This is a genomic window from Pseudomonas sp. P110(2024) (assembly GCF_057480795.1).
This window is the reverse complement of sequence record NZ_JBLIYT010000006.1, coordinates 325,645-348,626: the sequence shown is the minus strand read 5'-3', so window position 1 is coordinate 348,626 and position 22,982 is coordinate 325,645. Positions and strand designations below refer to the sequence as shown.

Here is a 22,982-nt window from a genome sequence, read left to right as displayed (position 1 = left end):
AGTGTGGGGCTTCCCCATGTGAGAGTAGGTCATCGTCAAGATTCATTTCGCAAAACCCCTATCTGCGCGAGCAGGTAGGGGTTTTGTCTTTTCCGCGTTCCAACATCAACGCCATACCGGCGCCCCTGTGGGAGCGGCCTTGCGTCGCGAAAGGGCTGCGCAGCAGCCCCGACAGTCCTGAGACATACTCAAGACCCTGGGGCCGCTGCGCGCCCCTTTCGCGACACAAGGCCGCTCCTACACGACTTATACTGGCCCGACCACAAGCATTAACCTGGACCATCGAATGAAACCCTTTGACGACCTGGTAGCCGAAGCCAACGCAGCGGATGTGACTGGCTGGGGCTTCGACTGGCTGGCAGGACGCGCCTCTGAGCAGCGTCCGCCTTGGGGCTATGCCCAGCTCCTTGCACAGCGTCTGGGTAGGGTCTGCACGGCGCTGGATCTCGACACTGGCGGCGGTGAGGTACTGGATGAGACGCCGCGCTTCCCGCCTCTCATGTGCGCGACAGAAGCCTGGCCACCCAACGCCCGCAAGGCACACGAGCGCCTGGGGCCGCGCGGCGTTGAAGTCGTGCAGGTGGCCCCCGGAACCACGCTCCCATTTGCCGACGCCTCGTTCGAGCTAGTCACCTCACGCCACCCTGTGCAACCGGACTGGTCCGAGATCCATCGCGTCCTCCGACCAGGCGGGCATTACTTCGCCCAGCACGTAGGCCCAGCCTCAGCTTTCGAGCTGATCGAACATTTCCTGGGGCCATTGCCCCAGGAACGGAAAATGCGCGATCCGCAGGACGAAGTGGCAGCAGCACAGGCAGCCGGGCTGACGGTGACCGACCTGCGCACAGCCCGCTGCCGCATGCTGTTCCATGATGTGGGCGCAGTCGTGTGGATTCTTCGCAAATGCGTATGGTGGGTGCCGGACTTCTCTGTACACAAGTACCGCGCTGAGCTGCTGGCCCTGGATAGCCAGATGCGCCATGGCGAGCCTTTTATCGCGCATTCGACCCGTCATCTCATTGAGGCGAGGCGTTAAGCGGGGGCAGGCCGAGGCAGCCGCTATCGATCGATAGCGGCCATCACCCCTCACATCCCGTTGGCGAATTCCGGATCCTCCATTTCGACCCGCGCATTCATCCCCCTGAGCGCCCTGGCATATTCGCCCAGCACCTGAAGCGCCCAGTCGGCCCGGCGACGGATGCGCAGGTCTTGCGTGCTTGCGCTTTGCGGGCCATTCATCACGTCATCCACCTGGCGCACGATCAACTGCTCGGGCAGATAGCAGATGCGGCAGTTCTTGTAGCTGGATGCACGCAGTTCAGACAGCGGGTAGCTCCCGCCCTGGCCAGAGGACACCCCGACCAGCAGCGCCGGCTTGTGCCCCAACTCGCGGTAGCCGGCGTAGACGAACAGGTTCTTCAGCGCCGGGCTGGCCATGCCGTGCCATTCCGGGGTCAGCACCACCAGGGCATCGGCTTCACGCAGCAGGGCTGCATACTCCGCCCAGATCCCATGTTCATCCTTGGCAGGCCACAACGGCAGCGGCGCAAGCCCTAGATCGATCACCCTCGGCCGCTCGCTGAGTTGCAATGCCTGTAGGCGTTGGGCGAGAAAGGCGCCCACCTTCGCCGACTGGCTATCCGCCTGGCTGGATCCGGCCACGAGTACGATATTCAGGTTCATTTGGCCAGCTCCTGGTCCGATTCCGTCGGCAGGCTGGTCGATTTGCCACGCATCAGCGGCCAGAACAGCTCCTCCTGCCAGCTGACCGGGCGCATGCCTTCGATACCGTAATGCTGCGGGCGGCGGCGGGTGATCTTTGCCGTGCCAAACAGCACGTCCCAGAAGAACAGCAGGTTGCCGAAGTTGCCCTTGTAATGCGTCACCCCGTCATCGGCGCTCAGGCCGTGATGCGCCGAGTGGGTCGCGGGGGTGGAAATGGTCCGTTCCAGCAGCCACATCACCGGCCGCAGTGCGCGTATGCGGTAAAGCTTGTCATCCCAGGGCACGCTGCTGTGGGCGCCGAAGATGACCAGCATCTTGACGATCAGGTAGCCGAAGTACACAGGCGCCAACCCCAGGTAGATCAGGGCCCCGCTGAACCACAGGCCGGGCATCAGCAGGTAATAGAAGCTGTTGTTGCGATAGACGATGCGGATGCTCATGTAGGGCGCTGAATGGTGTGCGCGGTGCAGCGAGTAGAGCAGGGGCACCTTGTGGCTGAGGCGATGCCACCAGTACTGGGTCATGTCGTCCAGCACCAGGAACAGGACGAGCCCAAGCACCCAGTGCAGGCCGGCGAGGCTGCCCTTCAGTTGCGGCGCGAAGTGTGCCAGCAGGCTGTTGCTGAGGAACGTGACCAACGGCAGGGTGACCGCCATCAGCAGGGCGCTGCCGACGATCTCGATGATCGCGTCCCGACGTTTGCCGCGGGGCTGAAGGAAGCAGGTGCAGGTGATTTCGAGGAGGATGAAGCCGATCAGAATGGCGAGAATAATTGGTATCGGGCTGTTTGTTATTGTTGTGCTCATGGCATTCTCCGGTGGGTGCCGATCAAGGCGGTGCCCACCCATAAGAATTCACGAAGCCGTCAGACGATATGCGCGAAACGGACAGAATCACGCGAGAAGCGGCCAACCCATCGCCCGAGCGATTCCACCGCGGCCCGCTCGGGCGGGTGCTGGAGCGCTACCTTCAGACGCACTCGCTGAAGGCGCGCAGCAACTACAGCATGCTTGCGTTGGAGCAGCTTTGGGCAAAGGCTGCCAGCCATGATCCGGCAATCGGCTTGCACCTATTCTCGCACTTCAGTCGCCAGGACTGGCATGTGCTGGCCCAGGGCTGCCTGTACAGCGCCACGCTGGCCGAGGCCATCCGCTTCTGGGCGCGCTATGCACGGCTGGCATCGGACATGGATACCCTGGCGCTGATCGAGGAGGGTGATTGCCTTGGGGTGGAATTGCGAATCGATGCTCCAGCCAGCCTGGTGCGCTATATGGTCGAGCACTATAGCGTGATGTCCCTCAGCGTGATGGGCGTGGGGATAGGTGCGGTGGTCGTGCCGCAGCGGGCGTGCTTCGCTCACCGTCGGCCGGTGTACTACCCGGAGTACCACGAGTGGTTTGGTGAAAATATCCAGTTCGACTGCGGGTACAACCGCTTGTACTTCAATCGTATCCAGTTGGACATGCCATTGCTGACCCAGCATGCCGGGATGATGGAGGTGGTGAGCCAGGAGCTGGAGCGCCGGTTGGCGCAGCAGTCCCAGCTCAGTGGCTGGTCGGCCCGGGTAGCCCAGGGTATTCGCCAGGGCCTCAACACGGGCCAATCACTTACCCTGGAGGCGCAGGCACAGGACCTTCACCAGAGTGCACGTACCTTGCGTCGGCGGCTGGAGGATGAGGGGACCAGTTTTCGTGTGCTGCTCGACCGGGTCCGTGCGGAGCTTGAGCAGTACCTGGAGATGCAGGGGGACAGCCGAGCGCAGATTGCTGCGCAGCTTGGATACAGTGACTTGGCGGCTTATGTTCATGCGCGCAAGCGCTGGCGATCGCTGTAAGCTGGCTGCGCATCGCAGCTAACGTTCGTCCAGGATCATCGGCCGGTTGGTCAGCGGGTAGATCAGCAAGCTGGAGTCGATGAGCGGGAGGGGGAGGTGGTGGCGTGGTGCCGCTGAGGTGGTGAATTCCAGGCACAAAACAAGACGCCCATTGGGCGTCTTCTTTTTGGGATTTGGTGGGCCGGGGTAATCTGAAACAAGTCGGTATCTAGTTGTTTTTGCTGGTAAAAAAATGTTTGGTTAACATGCTTGGAATACCAGTTGGAACGCTGCGTGGACTGGATTCCGATGGACGGTGCCTTTTCAGCTCCGCCCCCTAAAACGAATCGGAGCCGAATCTATCAAGCAAATGGTCGCGCTGTTGATTGTTGCCCTTGGGCTAGAGAATCGGCGGCGTGACCACATATTTATCTCTGCTCAGTGGTACAGCCAAGGCTGCAGTTCATCCAGGTTGGCGACGACAATCTGCTGCGCTGTCGCCTTGGCATGCACTTTAGTTGGGTCGATCTGATAGCGCTGCAGCACGTATTGCACTAGTGAGCCACGGGTTTCGATTGGCAGTCGGCCATCCCGCATGCCGTAGTCGGCCTCGATGATGGCGCGTTGTTCCGGTTTCAGACGCGAGTCGGGTTCGATGATCACCTGCAGCAAGGTGGTCCAGCCCGGATCACTCTCGCGGCCGTGGTCTGTAGGATCATCCATCAGATCCGGTATGCCGCGGAATCGGCTCAGAACGAAGTCGCGATAATCCCGATTTTTCTCGCAATAGGCCCGCACGTGCCAGCGCATTCCGGTGTAAACCAAGGTGTGCGGGGCGATCAGGCGAGTTTCGCCACCGGGGCTGGTGAAGGACACATACTCGCACTCCAGGCGCAGACCATCCCGGCAGGCTTTTAGCAGCGGACGCAGCACTTCCGGCCGTACCGAGCGATCCGGCACTGCCAATACCTCTGTATGTGCATAAGCAAGTGCCAGACCCTCGATGTGTGGGGCGCGCTCATGGTTCTGGTTGAGAAGGTGCAGATAGGCACTGGCGCTGTCGTCGATGAACAGCGGTTGGAAGCGGCGGCTTGGGACGTACCCCTTCAAATGCTTGTCATATTCAAGGTTCTTCGGCGCGTGTTCGTTGATGTAGGTGTTGATGTCCTTCGACGCTTGTTGACGGCTGATGCCGAAGCTCTGCATCAGGTGATTGGTGGTCAGGCGGCCCTCCCACCAGACCACTGTCTCGATCAGACGATAGCGCAGTGCTAGATCCCAACGTATAGACTCGATCGACTGCTTGCGTTTCATGGTCCCTCCATCTGTTCGAAAACTTTACCTGTACAGGTAAACACTCTAGATGAGTCGCTAAAGACTACATATCGTGATTGCCGAATTCAATCAAAGGCTTGCATAGTGCGGAGTGGCCGCTTGATCGCAGCAGCACGGGCGCTTGATCAGAATGGAACGGGAGGCCTAGCGGATGCATCCTCACGAAGGAGGGCGCTTTTCATTGAGCCCGGCCGTAGTTTCTTGAATGTTTACAGCTCTACAAGGAAGTCCATGTCATCTGTCATTTATCGCTACCTTGACAAGATTCAATCTAGGCAGCCCATCAATTTTGATGCACTGATTGCCAAGCTTTTGGCTGCTGGCGTGGCACGTGCAGATATCAGTCGAATATTCCTTTCCAAGAAGCTTAAAAAAAATAGTTATCACGTCGAAGTGCTTATTTCGGCTGCATTCGATGAGCTCCTGATGAGGTTCAGGCCTTCTGATGTTGGGGGGCGAGTCGGTGCTGCTATAGACGGAAACAGTCATCGAATTGGTGTCTCCGAGTCGCTACTGATGTTTCGCTCTTTTCAATACCGGCACCCGGCTGTGGCGGTGACTGAGGCTGGGTCTTGGGTGCTGCCGCGCGTGTTGGGTAAGGTGGGGGTCATTGTCGAGAATCTGGAGAACTTCCTTCGAGTCGATGAAACGCTGCCATTCATTGCTGAAATTTTGGCTGTTACTGCTAGTGATATTGAGTTGATTTCCGGTTCGGGCAACCAGGTGACTAATAGACTGAATGCAAAAATGTTAGGTCAGTTCGATAGGCTGTATTGCTTGTTTGATGTGGACATTGGGGGGCTACGGATGTTCGCATCCTTGACAATCTTGCTGCACGACAAGCCCCCCGTATTCCTTGTGCCGCCTGACGTGAGAGAGCGCCTGGCTCAGTCAAAGTACGCGTTGACTGATCAGCAGCGCCAAGAGGTAATTAAGTATCAGGGTTTATCACCGGAAACAGATCAATTGGTCCAGTTTATGCGTGAGACTAGCAAAGTGCTTGAGCAAGAAACCTATTTGGGTCAGTAGTATTTGGGGAGCGGTCATGAGCATTGAATCTATGTTTCACGAAACCTTTAAAATGAAGCAGATCGTTTTGATAAATAGCGGGGCATACTGCTATACAAAGGTTCGTATCGACCAACACACGGCCTTGCTCGGCGATAATAATAAGGGTAAGACTTCAATGCTCAATGCTTTGAAGTTCTTTCTTTTGCCCGAAGAAAACCTTCACGATTGCGAGAGAAAGTTTGGATTCAAAAGCACAAAAGGCTATTACGGTCGAGATGCGACTTTTGGATTTTATTTTCCCGAGCGAAACTCCTTCATGGTCCTTGAAGCGGAAAACCCGCACGGTCCGTTTTGTATCATCCTTAACGTGGGAACCAAGCAATACAGCTATGAGCGTACTGCTGTGCCAGTGCAATATTCGGAAATCGAGCACCTGTTCTGGAATCATGAATCTAGCCTCAATGGAGGGATGGGTGCACCAATTGAAGATTTGTCGAGATCACAGATTGAACTGCCCCTGAAAAGGCTAGGCGCTGTTGTGATCAAGGATGTAGCTAATATCAAGGAGCGAATTTACAAGCACCAGCCGACACGCCCTGATGCCGGGCGCTTTTGCCTGCTGCCGCTCAAGAGTGGAGGTGGGCAGGCTCGCGAGATTGATGCCTGGAAGCGCCTGATCCATCTGGCCTTTGACATTGCAGCCAAAGACAAACGTACTCTGCCGGACACCATCGCCACGATTATTGAAGGCAGAAAGGATCGTACTGAGGCTGAGCTGAACGTTAACCTCATCGAAATTCTGTCGCGTTATGAAACCCTGAGCTCGGTAAAAAATCGGCTCCAGATGATTCGTAACGGACAGCCGTACTGGGACCGTTTCAATCAAGGCTTCGCAGATTTTTATGCTCAAAGTTCGGATCTGATGAACTTATTGTGTGACGTTGAGCAGAGCATCAACGAGCAGGGCTCTGCTTACCTCGACGTTCGCATGCAGTGCTCTGCGGACTACAGTGCGGTCAAAGAAGGTGCTGACCACCAGCGTGAGCAGGCGATTAGCAAAAATACCCAGCTCAAGGAGCTGAAAGGCGCAATCGGCGAGATTGGGAAGAACTACGACCGGATCAAGAAGGACTCCATCGACCTCTCAACGGCAATGCATGGCTACGCGTCTATGACCCCGGAAGAGATTGCTGCCGCACTGGCGGCGCAGGTCGAGGAGGATCGAGCCGACATCAAGGCTCTAAAGGACGATGGCGAATTTCGCCGTGAGTTCGAGCAGTTAACGCGCGAGATCAACAAAGGCAGCCAGAAGGTCAAAGACCTTGAAATCCTTATTGAAGGTGCGAGGCCATCACTCCTGGATCTGGATCAGATCCCCAGCCGCACAGCGGACATCCTCTACTCGCTGAACCAGGAGGTCTTCACCGGCGAGTGCCCGCCATTGCTCGAGGGCAATATTGAGACAATCAGCGATTTCACCGCGCTGTTTAATGAGCTGGATGGCTCGCTCATGTTTCTCAGCAGTCCGACTCCAGTCCCGGTCAAACACTACGATGCTGGCAAGCTGCTACAGAGCCGTAAGGACGAATTGGCATCTGTTGGAAAGCGCCTTACACAGCAAAAGCGCCGCGCCAATGATCTTGCCAATAAGACGAAAATGTCAGTCGAGCAGATCGAAGCCACTATTGCTGCTAAGCAGGCTCAGATCGAGAAGGATGAACGCAACATTGCTCTTCTGAAACGCCATGAGTTCATTGAACAGGAGTTCGTGCGGCTTGGGCAGGAGCACGGCGAGGCCACCGAGCAGTACGCAATTCTTGAGGCTCGTTGTCTTGAGCTCAACCAGCAGCTCGACGAGGCCAACCGTCTGGTTGAGCAGGCCAGGACGGCATTAGAGGCCGCCAAGGAGCGTGAACAATCCATGCTCCGCTGGGGTAGGACAGTCAACGACATCCTGCATTCCCGTCTGGAGTACTTGAATACCGGTTACCAGCGTGCAGAGCGGCAGGAGATCGTGGTAACTCAGAATTTGATGGATACCATCGAAAGTCGCAGCCAAGCCACCACCCGTAGTTTTAACCAGATCAGGTTGCTGGTATCCGATCTTTTGGATGTGGTGGCTCTTGACGATGATGCCGAGCATGCCCATCGCAGCGCCATCAGCCTGGAAACGCTAACCAATTTGCATGAGAAGTACCGGGTTCTTTACGGTCGTCTCGATATGGAGGAGAGCAACCATTTCAACCAAGTGGTCCAGCATAACGACGACACGATGATCCAGATTCAGTCGATCAGGCACGCGCGCACGCTGATCAGCACCTTTATCAAGGAGATCGAGAATCACCTGTCGTCAATCAAGGTATCCAACCTCACGGCTGTGGCTATCGACTGCAAGCTCCATCCCCAGTTCGATGAGTTACTGAAGACCGTAGATTCGGTGAATCTGACCGGTGGTGAGCTACCACCACAAGTCCTCTACGACCGTCTGGGGAGTTTCTGCACTCAGTTCGTCGAGTCCGATCAGCGTCGCGATGCCACCCTGAACATGGCTCGCCTGATTGTCAGCGTCGATTACCGCGTCAAGCTTCACGGCAGTGACGAGTACACTGTAGAAGCGCAATCAACCGGCACTTCAGTGATGATTAACTGCCGCCTGCTGGCTTTCCTGCTCAAAGAGTTGCTGCAAGCCGACACCAAGGTCAGCTTGCCGCTGTTCATCGATGAGCTATCCAATCTTGATGATAAGAATCTGCGCTCTGCCCGCGACATTGCCGACGCGGATGGCTTCTGTGTGTTCGGGGCCACTCCTGGCCTGACCTCCGGTATCAGCAAAGTGCTGGGCAACTACATGAATCTCGACTACTTCAACGCAACTGACCAGTCCTACAGCCCGAACCGGACGATTCTTTATACCGGAGTAAGTGAGTCATTGATCGCCCTGGAGTGTCTTGAGGCTGTCGAGCCGGATCTTGCTGCCGAAATGGAAGAGTAGAGGATCTGATGGTCGTCAAAACAGACGTTGCACTGATCAACATGATCCAGAACAAGGGGGTTTTCCTTGATCTGATTGACCACATGGATAAAGTTGGTGAAGGCGAGGAAGTACGCATTGTCATGTACCAGCAGAAGTTACGCGCCCTGCTGGACTCCTTAGCACCGTTACCTAATACGCGGGTTTTGCGTGAGGTGCCGGCCGAGCGGCGCAAACTAGAAAGTGCTCTTTGTGTTGAAAACCTTGAGCGTGTTGGGCTTGTCATTCAGGTAGACAGCGCTCGTGGCGTGATGGTTTTTGCCCCCTTCGTGATCGAGATGTTCCGTCACTTCGACGGAGCGCGTCTGCGTCATTTGAACAGTGCTGATTATGAGTTGATTCGAGCCTCGTTCAATCGACTATACGAAGTGTTTGTCACTCTGCCCTCCCTGAGCAATGAAGATATCGGTTTTCAGGAGCAGGTGAGCGTGCTGCGCAAGGAGATACGCGCTGCAACCGCCAAGATGAAGGAGTGTGTGGATGCGCTACAGGGCCGGCTCCAACGACTCGGTGAGATCGTCGATCGGATGCGCTATGACGTAATTGATGAGGTGGCTAAGGCTCAGGAAGCCTTGGGGGAGATCAACAACATCTATCTACGCAACATCCTGCCTGCTTTGCAGTTTCTGGGGGAGCACACTGACCTGAAGGGGACTAAGCCTGCTCTTACAGCACTGACCTGCATCGGCGATCAACTGGCTCACTATGGTCACGACAAGCTGGCCAGCTCGGTTTATTACTCCGTCGAGTCGATTCGCTCATACCGGCATGACATTTCGATCATCAGCGGTTCGTTGATGCGCTATGTCCAGCAGAGTGAGGCGCACCGTAGTGCCTATGACAAGATCGAACAGGCTTGGAATCGTCTCTATGGCAGCGTGCGTGAGCTGCATGATGGGAGTTTGAAGGACAATATTTTGCCCAGCACGCACCCTGTCTTCGCCCATCTGAACACTTACTCCGGGCTGAAAATGCGAGTGTTCGAAGCAAAAGTTGAGTGGCCAGACGCTAATCAACGCTTGGCGCTGGCAGAGCATCTGCGCGCAACGCTGCCCAACGTCAAGATCAGCACCGGGAAGATTCACCAGCTCAGCGGGCAGGCCAACGAGTCGGGCGAGCTCAAGCGTCGGCGTGATGCTCGCTTGTTGGCCATCGGTAATCTGGTCGAGGAATGGGAGCCACGGCTTACCGATGACGCCCATGTCGCCATGCATGAACACCTGAAAGGCCGACTTAAAGGGTACGAGTTGACTGATCTTTTAATGTCGGTGGGCTGGCTGCGCAAGCGAGAAGGAATTCGCCTCATCCCGCACTACCATATCGGCAAACTCGCAACTGACAGCGAGAGCCTGAGGTACTACAAGCTACAAGTGGAGACTGAACATGTTTGACCACGAACCTTCGCTGCCGATTGCACAGGCCAAAGTGATTAATCGAAAGCTGTCTGTAGAGCTGTATGGTCAGCTCATGTACGGAAAGATGATCAACCGCACCGTCTTTATTGATGGTGGCTTGAAATCAAATCCGCACTTCGAGGAGGTACTGAATAATTTCGATCACTACCGCAGTTTCTACGATCTGATTGGTTACGAGCTGGTCATGCGTGATGGCTTTGCCTACATCCGCACCAGTGATGGCACTGATGTCAGAGATGATCTAGCACGCAACATCCAAGGTCTGCTACTGGTGCTGTTTCGGGGAGTATTGGAGTTGGGGTTTACAATGGACGTGTTGCTGAAAAACTCGGCGGGCCTGTCAAACATCCATATCGAGGAAATCGGCAAGGCGGAGGATAAGGTTGAGGTTCTGATAGCGTGTGGGATGAAAAGCGGTGTGTTGATGGAGCACATTAAGAAGCTCGAAACACGCGCCGTTGCATACCGTAACGGGAAGGGGAATTTAGTCTTATCTGAATCAGGCGCTGCTTTTTTTGATGATCTCCTCGGTGAAGGCGATCTCGACGTTTAGGGGGAGCTGACCCTAGAGAGGTACGTATGACAGGGAAATTGAGGGTAACTCAATCCTTGGGAATATGGCCATGCCTACATTGCTGATGCATCAGTGGGTGCCGACCTTACTTACTTAAGGCGAGTTGGGTGGACGCTTACGATTGTCGCCCCTGTACGTACGATGTCCCCACTCGCATGAACAGGGGCTTCTAGCAAACGCTAGCGTCAACGATTGCTTTGTTGGCTAAGCCGGCTCTCGAAGTATTGCGCAGTCTCTTTGTCGGTACAATACAGGTAGCAACCCTTCATCCCGCGTGTCATCAGGGTTCGGTATGTATTTTTGATGATCAGGTCTGTTTCATTTTTCGTGAGGGCAGGTTGCTCTTTCATCATTTTTTTCCAGCCGCGAATCGATTTATCTTGCTTGTCGCGCTCATCCGGGGATGTCACTACCTGACCGTCACGTACGATCAGATCTGGTCCGATAATCACCCCGATGTAGTCGACTTCCAAACCTTGGCAGGTATGAATGCAGCCAACCTGCTCGATGGAGTTTTCAGCGATGATCCATAGGCTGCCATCCTGATCCAGGTTCCATTGGCGTTTGTAGTCACCAATCACGATATCAGCAGCGGTGGGGTCTTTCTTGCTCAACCAAGGCCAGCAATAGCCCGCGACCACACGAGCTTTGTTTCCGTGGTTTTTCTCGTTGATTGCGTCATGCATCGCCTGAGGTGAGTCGAACACCTTAAACTCGTACTCTTGGGTCTCAAGCGTCGGATTTGCCGTCGAGCGAATACCTAGCGTGTCATCCAGCCATGCCAGGTAACCGTCAGAACCACTGCAGCGAAACTGCGAAGACAGCACGTGTTCTTCAACCACAGCACCCTTGGCGTTCGCAAAGGCGCGAATCGCCTGCTTGCTGCCGATATCGCTCAAGGTTACACGCTGGTCCTCATCAATAAAGAAAATGGAGCATTTCGCTGAGTCAATCAGCTCCTTGATTTGGTTCTCCCCAAGGTTTCCATAAAGCCCGCTTTTCTCATTCAACCGGTGAGCTTCGTCCACGATAAGCGCATCGAATGTGTTGGGCTCAGTGTCGATGAATGCCCCAGAGCCTGAAAAGAAATTCGAGAAATGGCTGCGCTTGATGGTCCCAACCAGTTTGCTTTCGTAGACCTTGCGAGGGGCGGCATTCTTGGAGACGTATTTGCTCATCAGCTTCAATTCGGTGAGTTTCACCAGCAGATTGATAGCCAGAACAGTTTTTCCGGTGCCCGGTCCACCTTCGATGATCATCACCTTGGGTGCTTGGTCCGAGGCCTCGCTTGCCGCCGCCAGCGCCGACTCAAAAATTGCTTTCTGATCGTCAATTAATACGAACTCGGGTTTGCCTTTCATCAACCCTCCAAGGGCTTCGGCTAGCGCCTTGGACGGGCGAATTTTTCCTTCGGACAGCTCGTAAAGAACCTCTTTGTTGTCGCCATGACTTATGTGCTTTTTCAGAAAGGCTCTGAGTTTACTGAGCTCTTCCGGGCCTTTCAGAAACAGCGGAGCCTTGCTGATGTGGGGCTCATAGTGGGCTGAATCTATGACCCCGTCGCTGACGTAGTTATGGAGGTAGGCACAGGGACGGATTTCGATGCTTTTGTCATACACCGCCTCGTTGAAGCCTTCCAGCAGCGCTGCATAGGACCATACCTGATAGGACGGGTGAATGGTCTCAATGAGGCCGCCACCCAATGCCGTTTTGACGATTGCGTCTTTGGTTGTGGCGTTGGCCTTGCTCCATTGCTTTAGCTCGATCAGTACGGCCTTTTTTGCCTGGTTTTCGTCGCGACCGGTGAGTAGAAAGTCGATTCGCTTCGACGACTGTGGAATGTGCAATTCGATGGCCAGGCCTGCATCGCTCGGGAGGCCCTCATCTCTAAGGACCTTGGCCATGTACGTCAGAGACCCTTGCCACGACCTAATTTCCGAGGAGCCAACGTTCTTGCCGGTAGCTTCCTTGTAATGCCTGAGGATCACCTCCTCAATGTCATCGTTATCGTTGTCTTTGAGAAATTGCTGTTTGGTCGCAGCGTAAACGATCACGGGTTGTCCTTAGGTGCGTGTTGGTCAGAGTCGGTCGTACTTTTTGCTGTTGCTTCTGGCTTTATCTACGGGGTACTTCTGGCCATTCGAGGCGAGTTTCTGTGTCACGGCCTCGTTGAGGTCAATGCCGAGTACGCTGCTCAGGCGAACCAGGTACATCAGTACGTCCGCCAGTTCGTCCTTCACGGCTTGGCCGATTTCGGGATCTGTTGCGGCGGAGATCGAGTCGGCATCGCTCATCCATTGGAAAATCTCGCACAGCTCGCCTACCTCGCCAGTGAGCGCCAAGATGAGATTCTTTGGGGAGTGGAACTGCTGCCAGTCGCGAGCATCTGCGAAATGCTGGAGGGATGCAGCAAGCTTCATTACATCAATCAGTGGTTCGGATGAACTGTCTGAATCACTCACGTGGCTATCTCTTGGGTATCAGTGGGGGCAAAAAATGTGTAGGAAATCCGGCCTTGGATTGTAAGACTTTACGCTCTTTGCGCAGGTTTTTTGTGTTTTTCTCTCACTCACTGTCTGCAGTATTGCTTTCCAGCGCTCGCTATATCCTTCGAGCGTGGCGAGTGGGCTGGCGACAAAAATGTCTCCCTGTGCCTCTCAGCGGGCGTAGTCCAGTTGGCCATGGCGACCGTGCCCACTGACCAGCAGCCATTTCTTCACCCAGTTCGTTTGTTGGTAAACGTCCTGATGTCGAATTTTGTCGAGCAGCCCCCGCCATAGAAACTGGCAGGCATCCGACAAAGCTGCCGTGACGCCAAGTGAATCCAAAGCAGGCACTGAACCATCGGATCTGCTGGTAAGTTTTCAAAATGAGGCATATCGTCGGCTATGCTCCGATTTTTCAGGAACATCGATGTGCATTAATGCTGAAGTAGTTCTGGAGATTGAGGCCGCTGGGATAGAGAAACTCAGTACGGTAAAATATTACTCAAAGGAAGAGAGGAAAAAATGGAAGAGGAACGTTTGTATAAGCTGCCAAACCATACGTTGCCAGCAATAAGCTTTAAAGACCATGCGGGCGATTTACGAAAGTTTGAAATTTTTGCTCAAAGGCTTGGTGTTAAGACCCATAACACAAGGATATCGCGATACGTACAGTATTTTGAGGATTTGGCAAGCGGGAAAACAACTGATGAGAAGAAAATATTTAAAAATGTGAATGATAGTAGATTTCAGAGCTCCATTGACTGGCAGCTTTATTTGCTGAGGGAGGCTCATGAGCTCATGTGGATTCTCCGAGGGCTAGAAAAACATGCACCGAAAGGTATTGAAGTAAAGGTTGAGAAAATAGTTGGCGGAAGCGATTTTGCCGCGCTGGATAAAAACACTGAGTCTAGAGATACTCAGTTTGAACTAAGAGTGGCAAGCTATTTTTGTCAGTCTGGATGCATTGTTGATCTCAGTACCGAGACTGACATTATTGCCATAACTGATAAGCATTCATTTTTTGTTGAATGCAAAAGAATTGCGGGAATTAGAAACCTTAAGGACAATTTTATGAAGGCTAAGGAGCAAATAATTTGTCGAATGCCAAAAAAGTATGAGGGGCGGCGTACATACGGAATTATTGCGGCTGATGTCACCAAATTAGGATTTTCACATAATGGATTGACTATGGCGATGACCACGGATCATGCGAGAGATATAATTCAAGATAAGCTGAAAATGATTGGAGAGAAAGTATTAGGACTCCCAGTCTTTTCAGGGCGTCCGGATATAATTGAGTGCTTACTTCAGATTCACATGCCGTCAGTGGTTATGCACCCTCCAGCGACATCTACACGCTTTTCATCTTACTCGCTGCGAAACTATAAAATTGATAAAAAAAGCGCATCGGCCATTAACGAATTTTACAAGATCTCCAAGGTTGGACAGATATCTGATCAACGAGAGATACCGTCAGAGACATTGACGCTCCGAGAGTATGTGGATGTGCCAGAGGGCGCAGAGTTCTCGATGGAGCGGGAACCAGTAAAGAGTATCCTTTTAGGTCACAAGGCTGATAATCTTAACCTGGAATCTATAATCGGCTCAATTAAAATGAGTGGCATCGTACACGAGTTCACAGTCATGGAGTTGCAAATGGTTTTGGGGAGATTCAAGCCAGATCAAATTAGACGGTTTGCAAGTAATGAATCGGAAAGGTGGGAGCTATTATTACAAATGTTTGCGCAGCGCTATCCCTATAAAGAAAGTTTTTACTAGCTGCTGCTGAAAAAGGAAACTAAAAAGAGCTACCTTCTCTTGGGTTTGCTACATTTATTCATAATCAAGGCCGCACTCAACGTCATCGTAAGGAATGCCATTACTGTCAAGGTGTTCCTTTACTTTGTGTTTTATATAGTCCCAAGTGTCGCTGCCTTGGTCTGCACAAGTGCTAATATTCAAGCAGATGTTAGTGATTTTCCAGTCTACTTGCTCCTCACCCTCTTTGTCGTAGTAATATATTTCTTGTACGGATCTGTAATCCCTGCCATCGTACTGGGTGCGAACGTAGTAAGTCTCTTTCATTGCCTCATCCTTTCATTGACTTTTCAAGTGGAGACTTTACGTCTGTTAATTGGTCTTATCAATAGGGGGCTCACTATTTTTACCCCCTGAGGTAGAGCTCCAAGAAGCTGAAGTGCGTGTGGAGGACTTCATTCATACCAAGAGGAGGTGTCTACATCTAGCTCCTCGGAAAGGATGACGAATTGTTCCGGGTCGCTTACACTTGATTTCATGCACAAACTGAATGGGTAGCTTTCGTTTATCTCGCAGAGGTCATGCTTGGGACCATACTCCTGAGTTACATGAACCTCGCCGCTGGCCTCTATATGAATAAACTCATCATCAATCCCTAAACACGCAATCTCTTCCACTTGTGTATACTCGATATACACGTGGTTGGCAAGCAGGGATAAGCTCTCAGGTATTGCGCTGACTGCCGTTGAGACTACTGCATTGTTGACTTTCTTCTCTAGGCACTCGATAACGAGCATCTCAAGATCTTGAAGCCCATTTAAAGAGTCACGCGATATGGATATTATGTCCTTTACACCCAAAAAGAATTTTTCTGAAGATACATCGAAGTATTTTTCTGTAATGTGTGTGTATTTGTTGAAGAACTGAAACTCGCTCAAAAATTCTTTTATGCACTCGTTTAGGTGATCAATTACCTCGTTTCCAAGGTATGCGTCCGACAAATTCGATTGAGCGCAGTATTTGAGTTGCTGGCGGCGGGTGACTTCATGATTGTCACTCTCGCGAACGTACCAAGTAGCATTTTTGACTTTTTGCGGCGGAGCTTTTCGCTGGATGACATGCAGTACAAGCTCGCGCATCGAAAAAGCAAAGTTGTGAAATCTTAAGGGGTTTCCATGAGTCGCGTAGTTTCTTAAACTGGCGACGAAGAGCTTTTTCTCAAAATTTGTTTCTAACAACGACTCAAATTCTTGTATGAAATCGAGCGTTAAAAGTTTTTTGAGCTTCATAGTTGTCCTTCGGGTTCTAGCTTCGTGCGACATTACGACTTGCTTGACCTTTACATGAGCCGTTCCTGAAATAGCGGGCGGATCGGTTGGGGCGGGCCAATCTCATCTTGCCTCTCTGATTTAAGCGCCGGCGGGTCTGCTCTGTGTAGAGGCTGTTCGCAGCGTGTAGGAAGGGGCACCCGTATGGGATGCCCCATTTTTTATTAAGGGGATATGCTCACATAGCAGCTGATCACTAATTGAGCGCCCGTTTAGTGGCCGCCATAACCGCGCTACGCTCGAATTCTTCTACTTCTGAAACCACATATGCTAAGTGGTGGCTGGTGTCGATAGTTATCCATTGTGGGGCACCCCCTTTGATTTTCTTTCGACTACAGTCAGCGATACGCTTATCACCCCAACTAAACGGCTCCCCCATGTAGTGGGATGAGTTAACTAAGGTTTCGGCAAGCGTATACATTTGTTCTCCTTTGCCTGGAAGGCTCATGGAGTGTCCGCGGACTACGAAAAACTGCTTGTCGATTGTGTAGCGAATCTTTCCATTAGTATGCTTGCTTCTTACGCCCTCGTTAGTGTTTGGGCCCCGTACACCATAATCTCCATAAATTATTGGAGTCGCTGGAGCACTTTGTCTGAGGTTTTGCCAAAGCTGCATTTCACGCCGCAGGACGAAGCCAACAGAGTCAACTTTTTTGACGGCTGCATCAATCGTTTTTGGAAGCGAGCACCCAGACGTTATAAAATATTTGAAACCAAAGCTCTTGAGTTGATCTACGATATCGGTTGCCTTGGTGGTCAAAATTTCGATAGAAGTGTTTGTGACATCCCCGAAGTCGATGAGTACTGAACAGCGGCCAGCGTCCAAGCTAAGATCATCGAGAATAGTCTCGATATTTTCTTGGAAGAAATCGGGCTCGGCCGAGTCCTCGATGGCCGTACTGTCTAGTCTCAAGCAATAGTTTCTATCATGAGGGACGTCAAATGACCGGAGTGCTAAGCTATAGGACTCGTCTTCCCAGCGGTCATATCCAATTACGGGAACAATCTCAACTCCAAGGGTGTTAAGCGTTGAATAAATATAGGGAATAATATGTTCGCCATTCTCGATTGTGGCGTCTGCTGCCCAATGATAAGCGTCTACCATGGCAATCCTACCGGCCCAAACACTAGCGATTCCTGACATGACCTCGTTCAAGTACGCTGTTTTGATTTCTGTGCAGCTTTCAAATCGCTTCGCCTCAATAATATTTTTCCCTATTCGGGAAATCTCAAAAAGAGGAAGGGTTTTTCGCGCATCATCTCTTGCCATCTCTGCGACAGCTAGAAACTCGCTCTTTAGTGCCTTTAGAAGCGGAACGTACGTTGGGATCATCTCAAGCCTCGCAGCTATCTATGGGATTAGTAGACTTCTTACTTCATCTTGACCAACCAGGTCGGCAAATAAGCTGTAGTTGTCTAGCTCTCGTCTGATCCTTCCGACGATTATCGCTGGGTGAATCTTCAGCTCTCTAGCAAGCTCTTCGATACTCTCTTTGCTAGGCGCTATATGGGCGTTGCATCTCTTCCATATGAGCCTAGGTATAAACGCTTCTCTTGCTAATCTATTGGCCTCAGCTTCACGCCTATCCTCAGAGTCTGTGCTGAGATTATCTAGAAATGCTTCTTCCTTTCCAACATGTTTCCATAAATGCGCTACCTCGTGGAGTAGCGTAAACCAGAAGTTGTCGATTCTGTCAAATCTAAGGGTGAGTGCAACTATTGGCGTTCCATCAATATCTTTTAGTGCGGCGCCGTCAAGTAGCGTGCCTTTTAAATGGGGCTCAATTATGACTGCAATGCCACGTTTTTCAAGGAACTCAATAGCGAGCAGCGGGCCCTTTTCCGACCAGCTCAACTGCGCCAGTTCCTTGAGGAATTGGCTTGACAATTTTTCTTGCTCAAAACTTCCTAGTCTGTCTTTATTTTCTCTTGCTCTTTGTATGATTCTGGCAAGCCAAGCATATAGCGCATACTGAGTTGTCGGAGACGTCGCTTCTCCTGAAAGTGTTCGTCTGAACGAGGCTGCTCCAAATTGCAAGCCGGAGTCGAAGATAAAATTTTTAACTACATCTTCGACTGAGGTTTTAGCTTGCCCGGACAGTGCCTTTAGCCAGCCGCGTTTAGTCATTTCTTTAATTGGGAATTTTCCCCAGTCTATATCCGACTTGGGCTGCTCAACGTCGGGGCTAGAAAGACCTATGAGCGTGTCGGCTGAAATTCCGAGACCAATAGATATCGCCCGAATCATTTGGACAGTTAGAGGTCTTTTTCTGTTGAGTATTTCGGAAACTCTGCTGCTGGTGCCAAAATAAGGCACCAAATCTGCCTGCTTAAGACCTTTTTCCTGCATTCGAAAGAGAATCGCGTCGATTGGATCAGGTGGCTCGACGGGGAATTTCTCATTTTCGTACGATTCTAGAAGAACGGTAAGAACTTCTAAGCGCTCGCTGTCGTCGGTATAGAGCGCTGGAGCTTTAGCCATCAGCACTTGAACTTCTTCAAGGTATGCTCGGTATTGGTCTTCTGTCCGGATAACCTTAATGTTCATTTGAGTCTTCGCTAGATTTTAAATCTTGGATTAGAGCAATGCCTTGTGGGAAAGCAATGAGAACTTGAACTGCAAAACCACACTGGCTGATTGGAAATAGAAACAAGCTATCGCCTTCGTGGAGTACATTGGGGAACTGGTGGCACACGTCGCTGGGTTGCTTCCAATGCGCACTCTTCACCTCAGCGGTCCAGCTGAGGACCCATCTCTGTAGGTCCAAGCCAATGCTCTTGGCGCTAGCTAGCTTTTCACATCCAATGAGTCGCATACGTCGTATTTTTCTTCCCAATTTGGGATAAGTATTCTGCCTTTCTCTTGAACTGTCAATCCTCCCTTTTTGGGAAAATCGTCATCGAAACCTCTTGGGGTATGGGTCCGGGTAAGAAACCATGGTGTGTTGGCGCCAAATGCCTTGCGTACGCTCGTCATCCCCGAGGCTCGTCGCTCTAGAGGAGCTCCCAAGATTTTCCTAGGCGAAGAGCGAGTAAGCGCATGGTCAGCAGATAGTAATAGCGCGTCGATTCAGCGGCCTGGTCCAAGTGGCGATTTAGAACCCATACGAGATGCTTTCTCTGCCAAGTCCATGGGTTATCGATGTGCCAGCGATTAGAAATCGCCGCTTGAATAGCCTTCGCTTGGCGAAGGTGGCGTTGGTGGGTGGCGTGCGATCCGGTCAGGCTGCCTGCAAGGAACAGCTCCATATCGAATGGCTTGCTCATGCTCGGGCGCCAATATAAGCAGATACGACGTCGATACGGCCATGCCCTAGTTCAAAGCTGATTAGGTCTCGGGCCCGCTGGTCGAGGTGCCGGTTGATTTGGTAGTAGCTACCATCATTAATGGGCGCGAGATGTTGGGTGATTTGCTCGTAGCGTTCGCATGCATAGGCCGCCCGCAATTCGTGGAAGCCTTTGAGGTTGTGTGCATGCAGGACGTCCCGCGCTGGGCGGATGATTTCCTGCAGAACATTTAGATAGCTTTCGTCTGGCGCAATCAGGTTGCGGCTACTCGCAGGCGACACCTGCCGTGCAAACCCAAGTGCGTCTTGAACATGTTCGTCCACCGCAATCCATCGTGGCGCTGAGGCGCCAGCGCGACCGCCTTTGGTGCCATCCTGGATGTTGATCCTGCCTAGGTCTTCAGCCTCACGGCTCAGCCGTGGCAGGTCAGCCAGGATGGCCTCACGCAGGCGCATGCCGGTGGCTCGCGCCAACAGAACAATCGCGGCGGCCCGTTGCTGATGATGGCGACAAAGCGCATCGACGATCTGCTTAACCTGTTCGCGGTCTTGGCCTTGCGGAGCCGATTGGCGAACTCCGGTGCGCTGCATTCCCAGCGCCTTGCTCGGACTGGGCAATTTCACACAATGATCACCGCGCAGCGCCGCCATGGTCCTGTTAACGCTGGATAGGCGGTTTTGTGCGGTGCTGATGGCGAAGCTACCGCACTCAACCGCATCGCGCAGATACGCCGCATAGTCGGCCAATACCTTCCGATCAATTTGCCGCGCATCATTGATACCGGGCCCTTGTTCGGAGCGGCACCATCTGACGAATGCCTGCCACCGATCACAGTGTGCCTTCACCGTGCCGTAGTGGCCGCCGCCGAACATGTCTTTCAACGCCTGCGGCCCTGCATAGCTCAGTTGCCTGCCGTAGCCGAAATTTCGGCCATCGCGTCTACCCACCAATGCCATGCCGGTCACCTCATCTTCCGATCTCCGATCCTCGCCCCACGTCATCCCGCCAAGAATGCTGAGTGTTATCAGGGATCAAGGCCCCTGCGACCTGTGGGGATGTCCTCTAACGTGGGACTGACGGCTCCTTACGTCCGGGAGCAAGGGCATCTCATGATCTGGCCTCCTGTACACCGTTACCGGTGGGCGGGTGGAGGCAGCACTGGCTGACGAGACTAGCGCCTGAAGATCCTGAGCCATGTGCAAGTAGCAATGCGATGATCGGGGCATGCCTGACTGTCAGTCAGGTGCAGTCCATTCCGTGGTCTGCGGCACCATCATCTACAGCGCTGTTGCTGGTGACATCGGCGTTTGTCACGCCGATTGTCACGAGGGGGAATGCCGCAAAGCCTTGTGTGATCAGGGCTGCAGCAGTGGTAGAAGTGCCCGTCTCTTTCCAGAAGAAAGAGACGGGCACAGGTTGGCGCAATAGTCGGCCAAGCGGATAGGTTGCTGCAGGGCAGCGAGGTACGGAGTATCTGGCGCACGGGCGCCATATGTGTAAGAGCATCCATCACATGGGTAGTGACCGGACGAGCTGCGGGATGCGAATCGCCCTTGGGGAGAACCACTGCGGGAGCGGCGTGACCTTGAAGGATCGGGCCACCTGGGGTGCTGTCATAGACAGCGCTTGCACGGCCAGTTCAGCGGCAGTGAACAAACCTGCGCAAAGGGCGAAATTCAGCGCTACTTTGGGCTGAAGGGCGGCTATTTACCGGTGGGACTCCATGGTAAACCCCGGAAAACGTCGTAGCATTCAGTTCTTCAAAGTAAGGGCCTTACCCAAGGCTGCCAATCAAATCAGGAAAACCACTGCTTCAGCGTTTCCTTCGCCTTAGCGACATGCTCAGGCTTGATGTAGGCAGCAGTCGCTGCCAAGGCCGCGCACAGCACGCCGATATCATCGGAATAGCCAACGATTGGGGTGATGTCGGGTATGGCGTCGATCGGCGAAATGAAGTAGCCGAGCGCACCGTAGATGGTGGTCTTGGCCCATTTGGGCGTTCCCGAGTCCGTGGCGGAGTAGTACATCTTCAGCGCCGGCTCCAGCGCGGACTCACCTGCAGCCTTCGCATAGCCTTTAACTTTGTCCCAGAACGACTCGTCTGAATAATCCTTTTCAAATGCCTTGTCTGACATGGTCTGTGCTCTACGAATTGTATGTGTTGGCGATGATTTTCTGATCAGCGTGATCGGGAATGGTCTTCCGAAAACATGAGGGGCGCACCTAGGATCGACCGAATGGCTCAGGCAGCCGACCTGAGTCTGATTGTGGCACTTTGCTACTGTCCTTGACCATGGTTCGGCCACAAGACTGGTTTGCTCTCCGACGAAATCCACGTTATGCGTGCCGATTGGACCAAAGTCATGATCGCCACCGCTCGCTTATCGCTGTGTAGGGATCCAGCGAACAACCAATTGGAACGCCCAAGCGCCCATGGCCTGATCTGGTTCTCGACTGAGTTGTTGCCATGGGCACAGCCCCATGCATCAAGCAGTGCCTCAGCGCCACCCGGGCGTTTCCTTTCCTCCAAGCTTTTAGGAAATGTCCCACCGCGCTATCTGTTGCGAACAGATCCGCCCTAAGGCTACAGTCCCCAAGTCGCAGCAAATTCCGCGACCAGGTGTAGGAACCTGCTGGTAAACTTGGCGCTCGCACTAGGCGCCCCATCACAACGGCTGGCGCCTTTTTTTGCGTCTGCTGCGATGTCATGGCGGCTGTGTGTGGGCAGGCTTCGGCCTGGCCGGGTTCCAAGTTTCCCGGTATTCCTACCCCACACATAGCTGCCACCCAATCCCGTAGGAAGGATCGTGGTAGCTCCAATCTCAAACTTGGAGTCTCATGCATGCTTATTCGCATTCTGAGCAGGATCCTCGCATCCGCTCTCCGCCGCCCAGCCCCCGCGGCCATCCCATCCCCAACCTTCTACCCGATCGACAGCCACTCCCTCGCCACCCGCGCCAACCGGGAGGTGCCCCATGCCTGACCAGGAACGCCTGTCTACCCTCCAGAGCTACGTCTGGACCCTCGAACTGCTTGGCGAGGCGCTGGTCCAGCATGACGAGGTGCTGGAGTGTGAGCACAACCCACAACTGAGCTTTCGCAACACAGCGGGGATTCACCAGGCGATCCGGATCATCAGCCGTTTGGCCAGCGAGCAGTTCGGCAAGCTGGAGGCGATGAAGGAGGAGGGGAGAGGTGACGGGGTGGTGTAGGTGCCG

20 protein-coding genes and 1 pseudogene are annotated in these 22,982 nt (G+C 53.1%); 8 read left to right on the top strand and 13 right to left on the bottom strand.

Going from position 1 to position 22,982, the window contains the following annotated elements:
• Nucleotides 1-286: 286 nt before the first annotated feature.
• Nucleotides 287-1,036 carry a class I SAM-dependent methyltransferase gene (locus AC25ND_RS12320; protein ID WP_062363805.1) on the top strand — a complete coding sequence of 250 codons (750 nt, stop codon included), beginning with the start codon at nt 287-289 and terminating at the stop codon, nt 1,034-1,036.
• Nucleotides 1,037-1,086: 50 nt separating this feature from the next.
• Here the strand turns inward: AC25ND_RS12320 and AC25ND_RS12315 are convergent, their stop codons facing one another.
• Complete coding sequence (locus AC25ND_RS12315) at nt 1,087-1,683, bottom strand: NADPH-dependent FMN reductase (protein ID WP_486976354.1); 597 nt, start codon at nt 1,681-1,683, stop codon at nt 1,087-1,089.
• Nucleotides 1,680-2,531 carry a sterol desaturase family protein gene (locus AC25ND_RS12310; RefSeq protein WP_486976353.1) on the bottom strand — a complete coding sequence of 284 codons (852 nt, stop codon included), beginning with the start codon at nt 2,529-2,531 and terminating at the stop codon, nt 1,680-1,682. The genes AC25ND_RS12315 and AC25ND_RS12310 overlap by 4 nt, the downstream gene beginning before the upstream one ends.
• A gap of 68 nt (nt 2,532-2,599) precedes the next feature.
• Here AC25ND_RS12310 and AC25ND_RS12305 point away from each other — a divergent pair, with 68 nt between their 5' ends.
• Complete coding sequence (locus tag AC25ND_RS12305) at nt 2,600-3,559, top strand: AraC family transcriptional regulator ligand-binding domain-containing protein (protein WP_486976352.1); 960 nt, start codon at nt 2,600-2,602, stop codon at nt 3,557-3,559.
• Nucleotides 3,560-3,976: 417 nt separating this feature from the next.
• Here the strand turns inward: AC25ND_RS12305 and AC25ND_RS12300 are convergent, their stop codons facing one another.
• The gene (locus tag AC25ND_RS12300) at nt 3,977-4,852 is read right to left on the bottom strand and encodes a helix-turn-helix transcriptional regulator (RefSeq protein WP_098467398.1); all 876 of its coding nucleotides are present in this window, start codon (nt 4,850-4,852) and stop codon (nt 3,977-3,979) included.
• Nucleotides 4,853-5,104: 252 nt separating this feature from the next.
• On the opposite strand from AC25ND_RS12300, the gene AC25ND_RS12295 reads away from it, so the two are divergent.
• The 4 genes from AC25ND_RS12295 to AC25ND_RS12280 are packed head-to-tail and all read left to right on the top strand — an operon-like array spanning nt 5,105 to nt 10,883.
• Nucleotides 5,105-5,902, top strand: a complete 798-nt coding sequence (locus AC25ND_RS12295; RefSeq protein WP_486976351.1) for a hypothetical protein — start codon at nt 5,105-5,107, stop codon at nt 5,900-5,902.
• Nucleotides 5,903-5,918: 16 nt separating this feature from the next.
• Nucleotides 5,919-8,876 (top strand): coiled-coil domain-containing protein, encoded by a 2,958-nt coding sequence (locus AC25ND_RS12290; protein ID WP_486976350.1) that lies wholly within the window; start codon nt 5,919-5,921, stop codon nt 8,874-8,876.
• A gap of 8 nt (nt 8,877-8,884) precedes the next feature.
• The gene (locus tag AC25ND_RS12285) at nt 8,885-10,306 is read left to right on the top strand and encodes a hypothetical protein (protein ID WP_486976349.1); all 1,422 of its coding nucleotides are present in this window, start codon (nt 8,885-8,887) and stop codon (nt 10,304-10,306) included.
• Nucleotides 10,299-10,883, top strand: a complete 585-nt coding sequence (locus AC25ND_RS12280) for a condensin complex protein MksE (protein ID WP_204919595.1) — start codon at nt 10,299-10,301, stop codon at nt 10,881-10,883. Before AC25ND_RS12285 ends, AC25ND_RS12280 begins: the two co-directional genes overlap by 8 nt.
• A gap of 206 nt (nt 10,884-11,089) precedes the next feature.
• On the opposite strand, the gene AC25ND_RS12275 is transcribed toward AC25ND_RS12280, so the two are convergent.
• The gene (locus AC25ND_RS12275) at nt 11,090-12,958 is read right to left on the bottom strand and encodes a DNA/RNA helicase domain-containing protein (protein ID WP_486976348.1); all 1,869 of its coding nucleotides are present in this window, start codon (nt 12,956-12,958) and stop codon (nt 11,090-11,092) included.
• 24 nt (nt 12,959-12,982) lie between these two features.
• Nucleotides 12,983-13,366, bottom strand: coding sequence for a nucleotide pyrophosphohydrolase (locus AC25ND_RS12270; RefSeq protein WP_486976347.1), 384 nt, complete (start codon nt 13,364-13,366; stop codon nt 12,983-12,985).
• A gap of 546 nt (nt 13,367-13,912) precedes the next feature.
• Here AC25ND_RS12270 and AC25ND_RS12265 point away from each other — a divergent pair.
• On the top strand, nt 13,913-15,169 hold the full coding sequence (locus tag AC25ND_RS12265; protein WP_204919603.1) for a hypothetical protein: 1,257 nt from the start codon (nt 13,913-13,915) through the stop codon (nt 15,167-15,169).
• Between the two features lie 54 nt (nt 15,170-15,223).
• Here the strand turns inward: AC25ND_RS12265 and AC25ND_RS12260 are convergent, their stop codons facing one another.
• The 8 genes and pseudogenes from AC25ND_RS12260 to AC25ND_RS12225 form a co-directional block, all read right to left on the bottom strand.
• Entirely contained in the window at nt 15,224-15,475 is a 252-nt protein-coding gene (locus AC25ND_RS12260) for a hypothetical protein (protein WP_204919605.1), read from the bottom strand.
• 128 nt (nt 15,476-15,603) lie between these two features.
• Nucleotides 15,604-16,437 carry a pPIWI-associating nuclease domain-containing protein gene (locus AC25ND_RS12255; RefSeq protein WP_204919608.1) on the bottom strand — a complete coding sequence of 278 codons (834 nt, stop codon included), beginning with the start codon at nt 16,435-16,437 and terminating at the stop codon, nt 15,604-15,606.
• A 235-nt stretch (nt 16,438-16,672) separates the two neighbouring features.
• The gene (locus AC25ND_RS12250; protein ID WP_204919611.1) at nt 16,673-17,809 is read right to left on the bottom strand and encodes a beta family protein; all 1,137 of its coding nucleotides are present in this window, start codon (nt 17,807-17,809) and stop codon (nt 16,673-16,675) included.
• 18 nt (nt 17,810-17,827) lie between these two features.
• Nucleotides 17,828-19,024: an ImmA/IrrE family metallo-endopeptidase gene (locus tag AC25ND_RS12245; protein ID WP_486976346.1), complete on the bottom strand. Its 1,197-nt coding sequence runs from the start codon at nt 19,022-19,024 to the stop codon at nt 17,828-17,830.
• Nucleotides 19,025-19,470: 446 nt separating this feature from the next.
• Nucleotides 19,471-19,743, bottom strand: coding sequence for a hypothetical protein (locus AC25ND_RS12240; RefSeq protein ID WP_486976345.1), 273 nt, complete (start codon nt 19,741-19,743; stop codon nt 19,471-19,473).
• The gene (locus tag AC25ND_RS12235; protein WP_486976344.1) at nt 19,740-20,720 is read right to left on the bottom strand and encodes an integrase domain-containing protein; all 981 of its coding nucleotides are present in this window, start codon (nt 20,718-20,720) and stop codon (nt 19,740-19,742) included. The genes AC25ND_RS12240 and AC25ND_RS12235 overlap by 4 nt, the downstream gene beginning before the upstream one ends.
• A gap of 840 nt (nt 20,721-21,560) precedes the next feature.
• Entirely contained in the window at nt 21,561-21,899 is a 339-nt protein-coding gene (locus AC25ND_RS12230) for a YkvA family protein (RefSeq protein ID WP_236180924.1), read from the bottom strand.
• 203 nt (nt 21,900-22,102) lie between these two features.
• Nucleotides 22,103-22,329, bottom strand: a pseudogene (locus tag AC25ND_RS12225) (IS66 family transposase); the annotation flags it as partial.
• Between the two features lie 410 nt (nt 22,330-22,739).
• On the opposite strand from AC25ND_RS12225, the gene AC25ND_RS12220 reads away from it, so the two are divergent.
• Nucleotides 22,740-22,976 (top strand): hypothetical protein, encoded by a 237-nt coding sequence (locus tag AC25ND_RS12220; RefSeq protein ID WP_241412260.1) that lies wholly within the window; start codon nt 22,740-22,742, stop codon nt 22,974-22,976.
• The last annotated feature ends 6 nt before the right edge of the window (nt 22,977-22,982 follow it).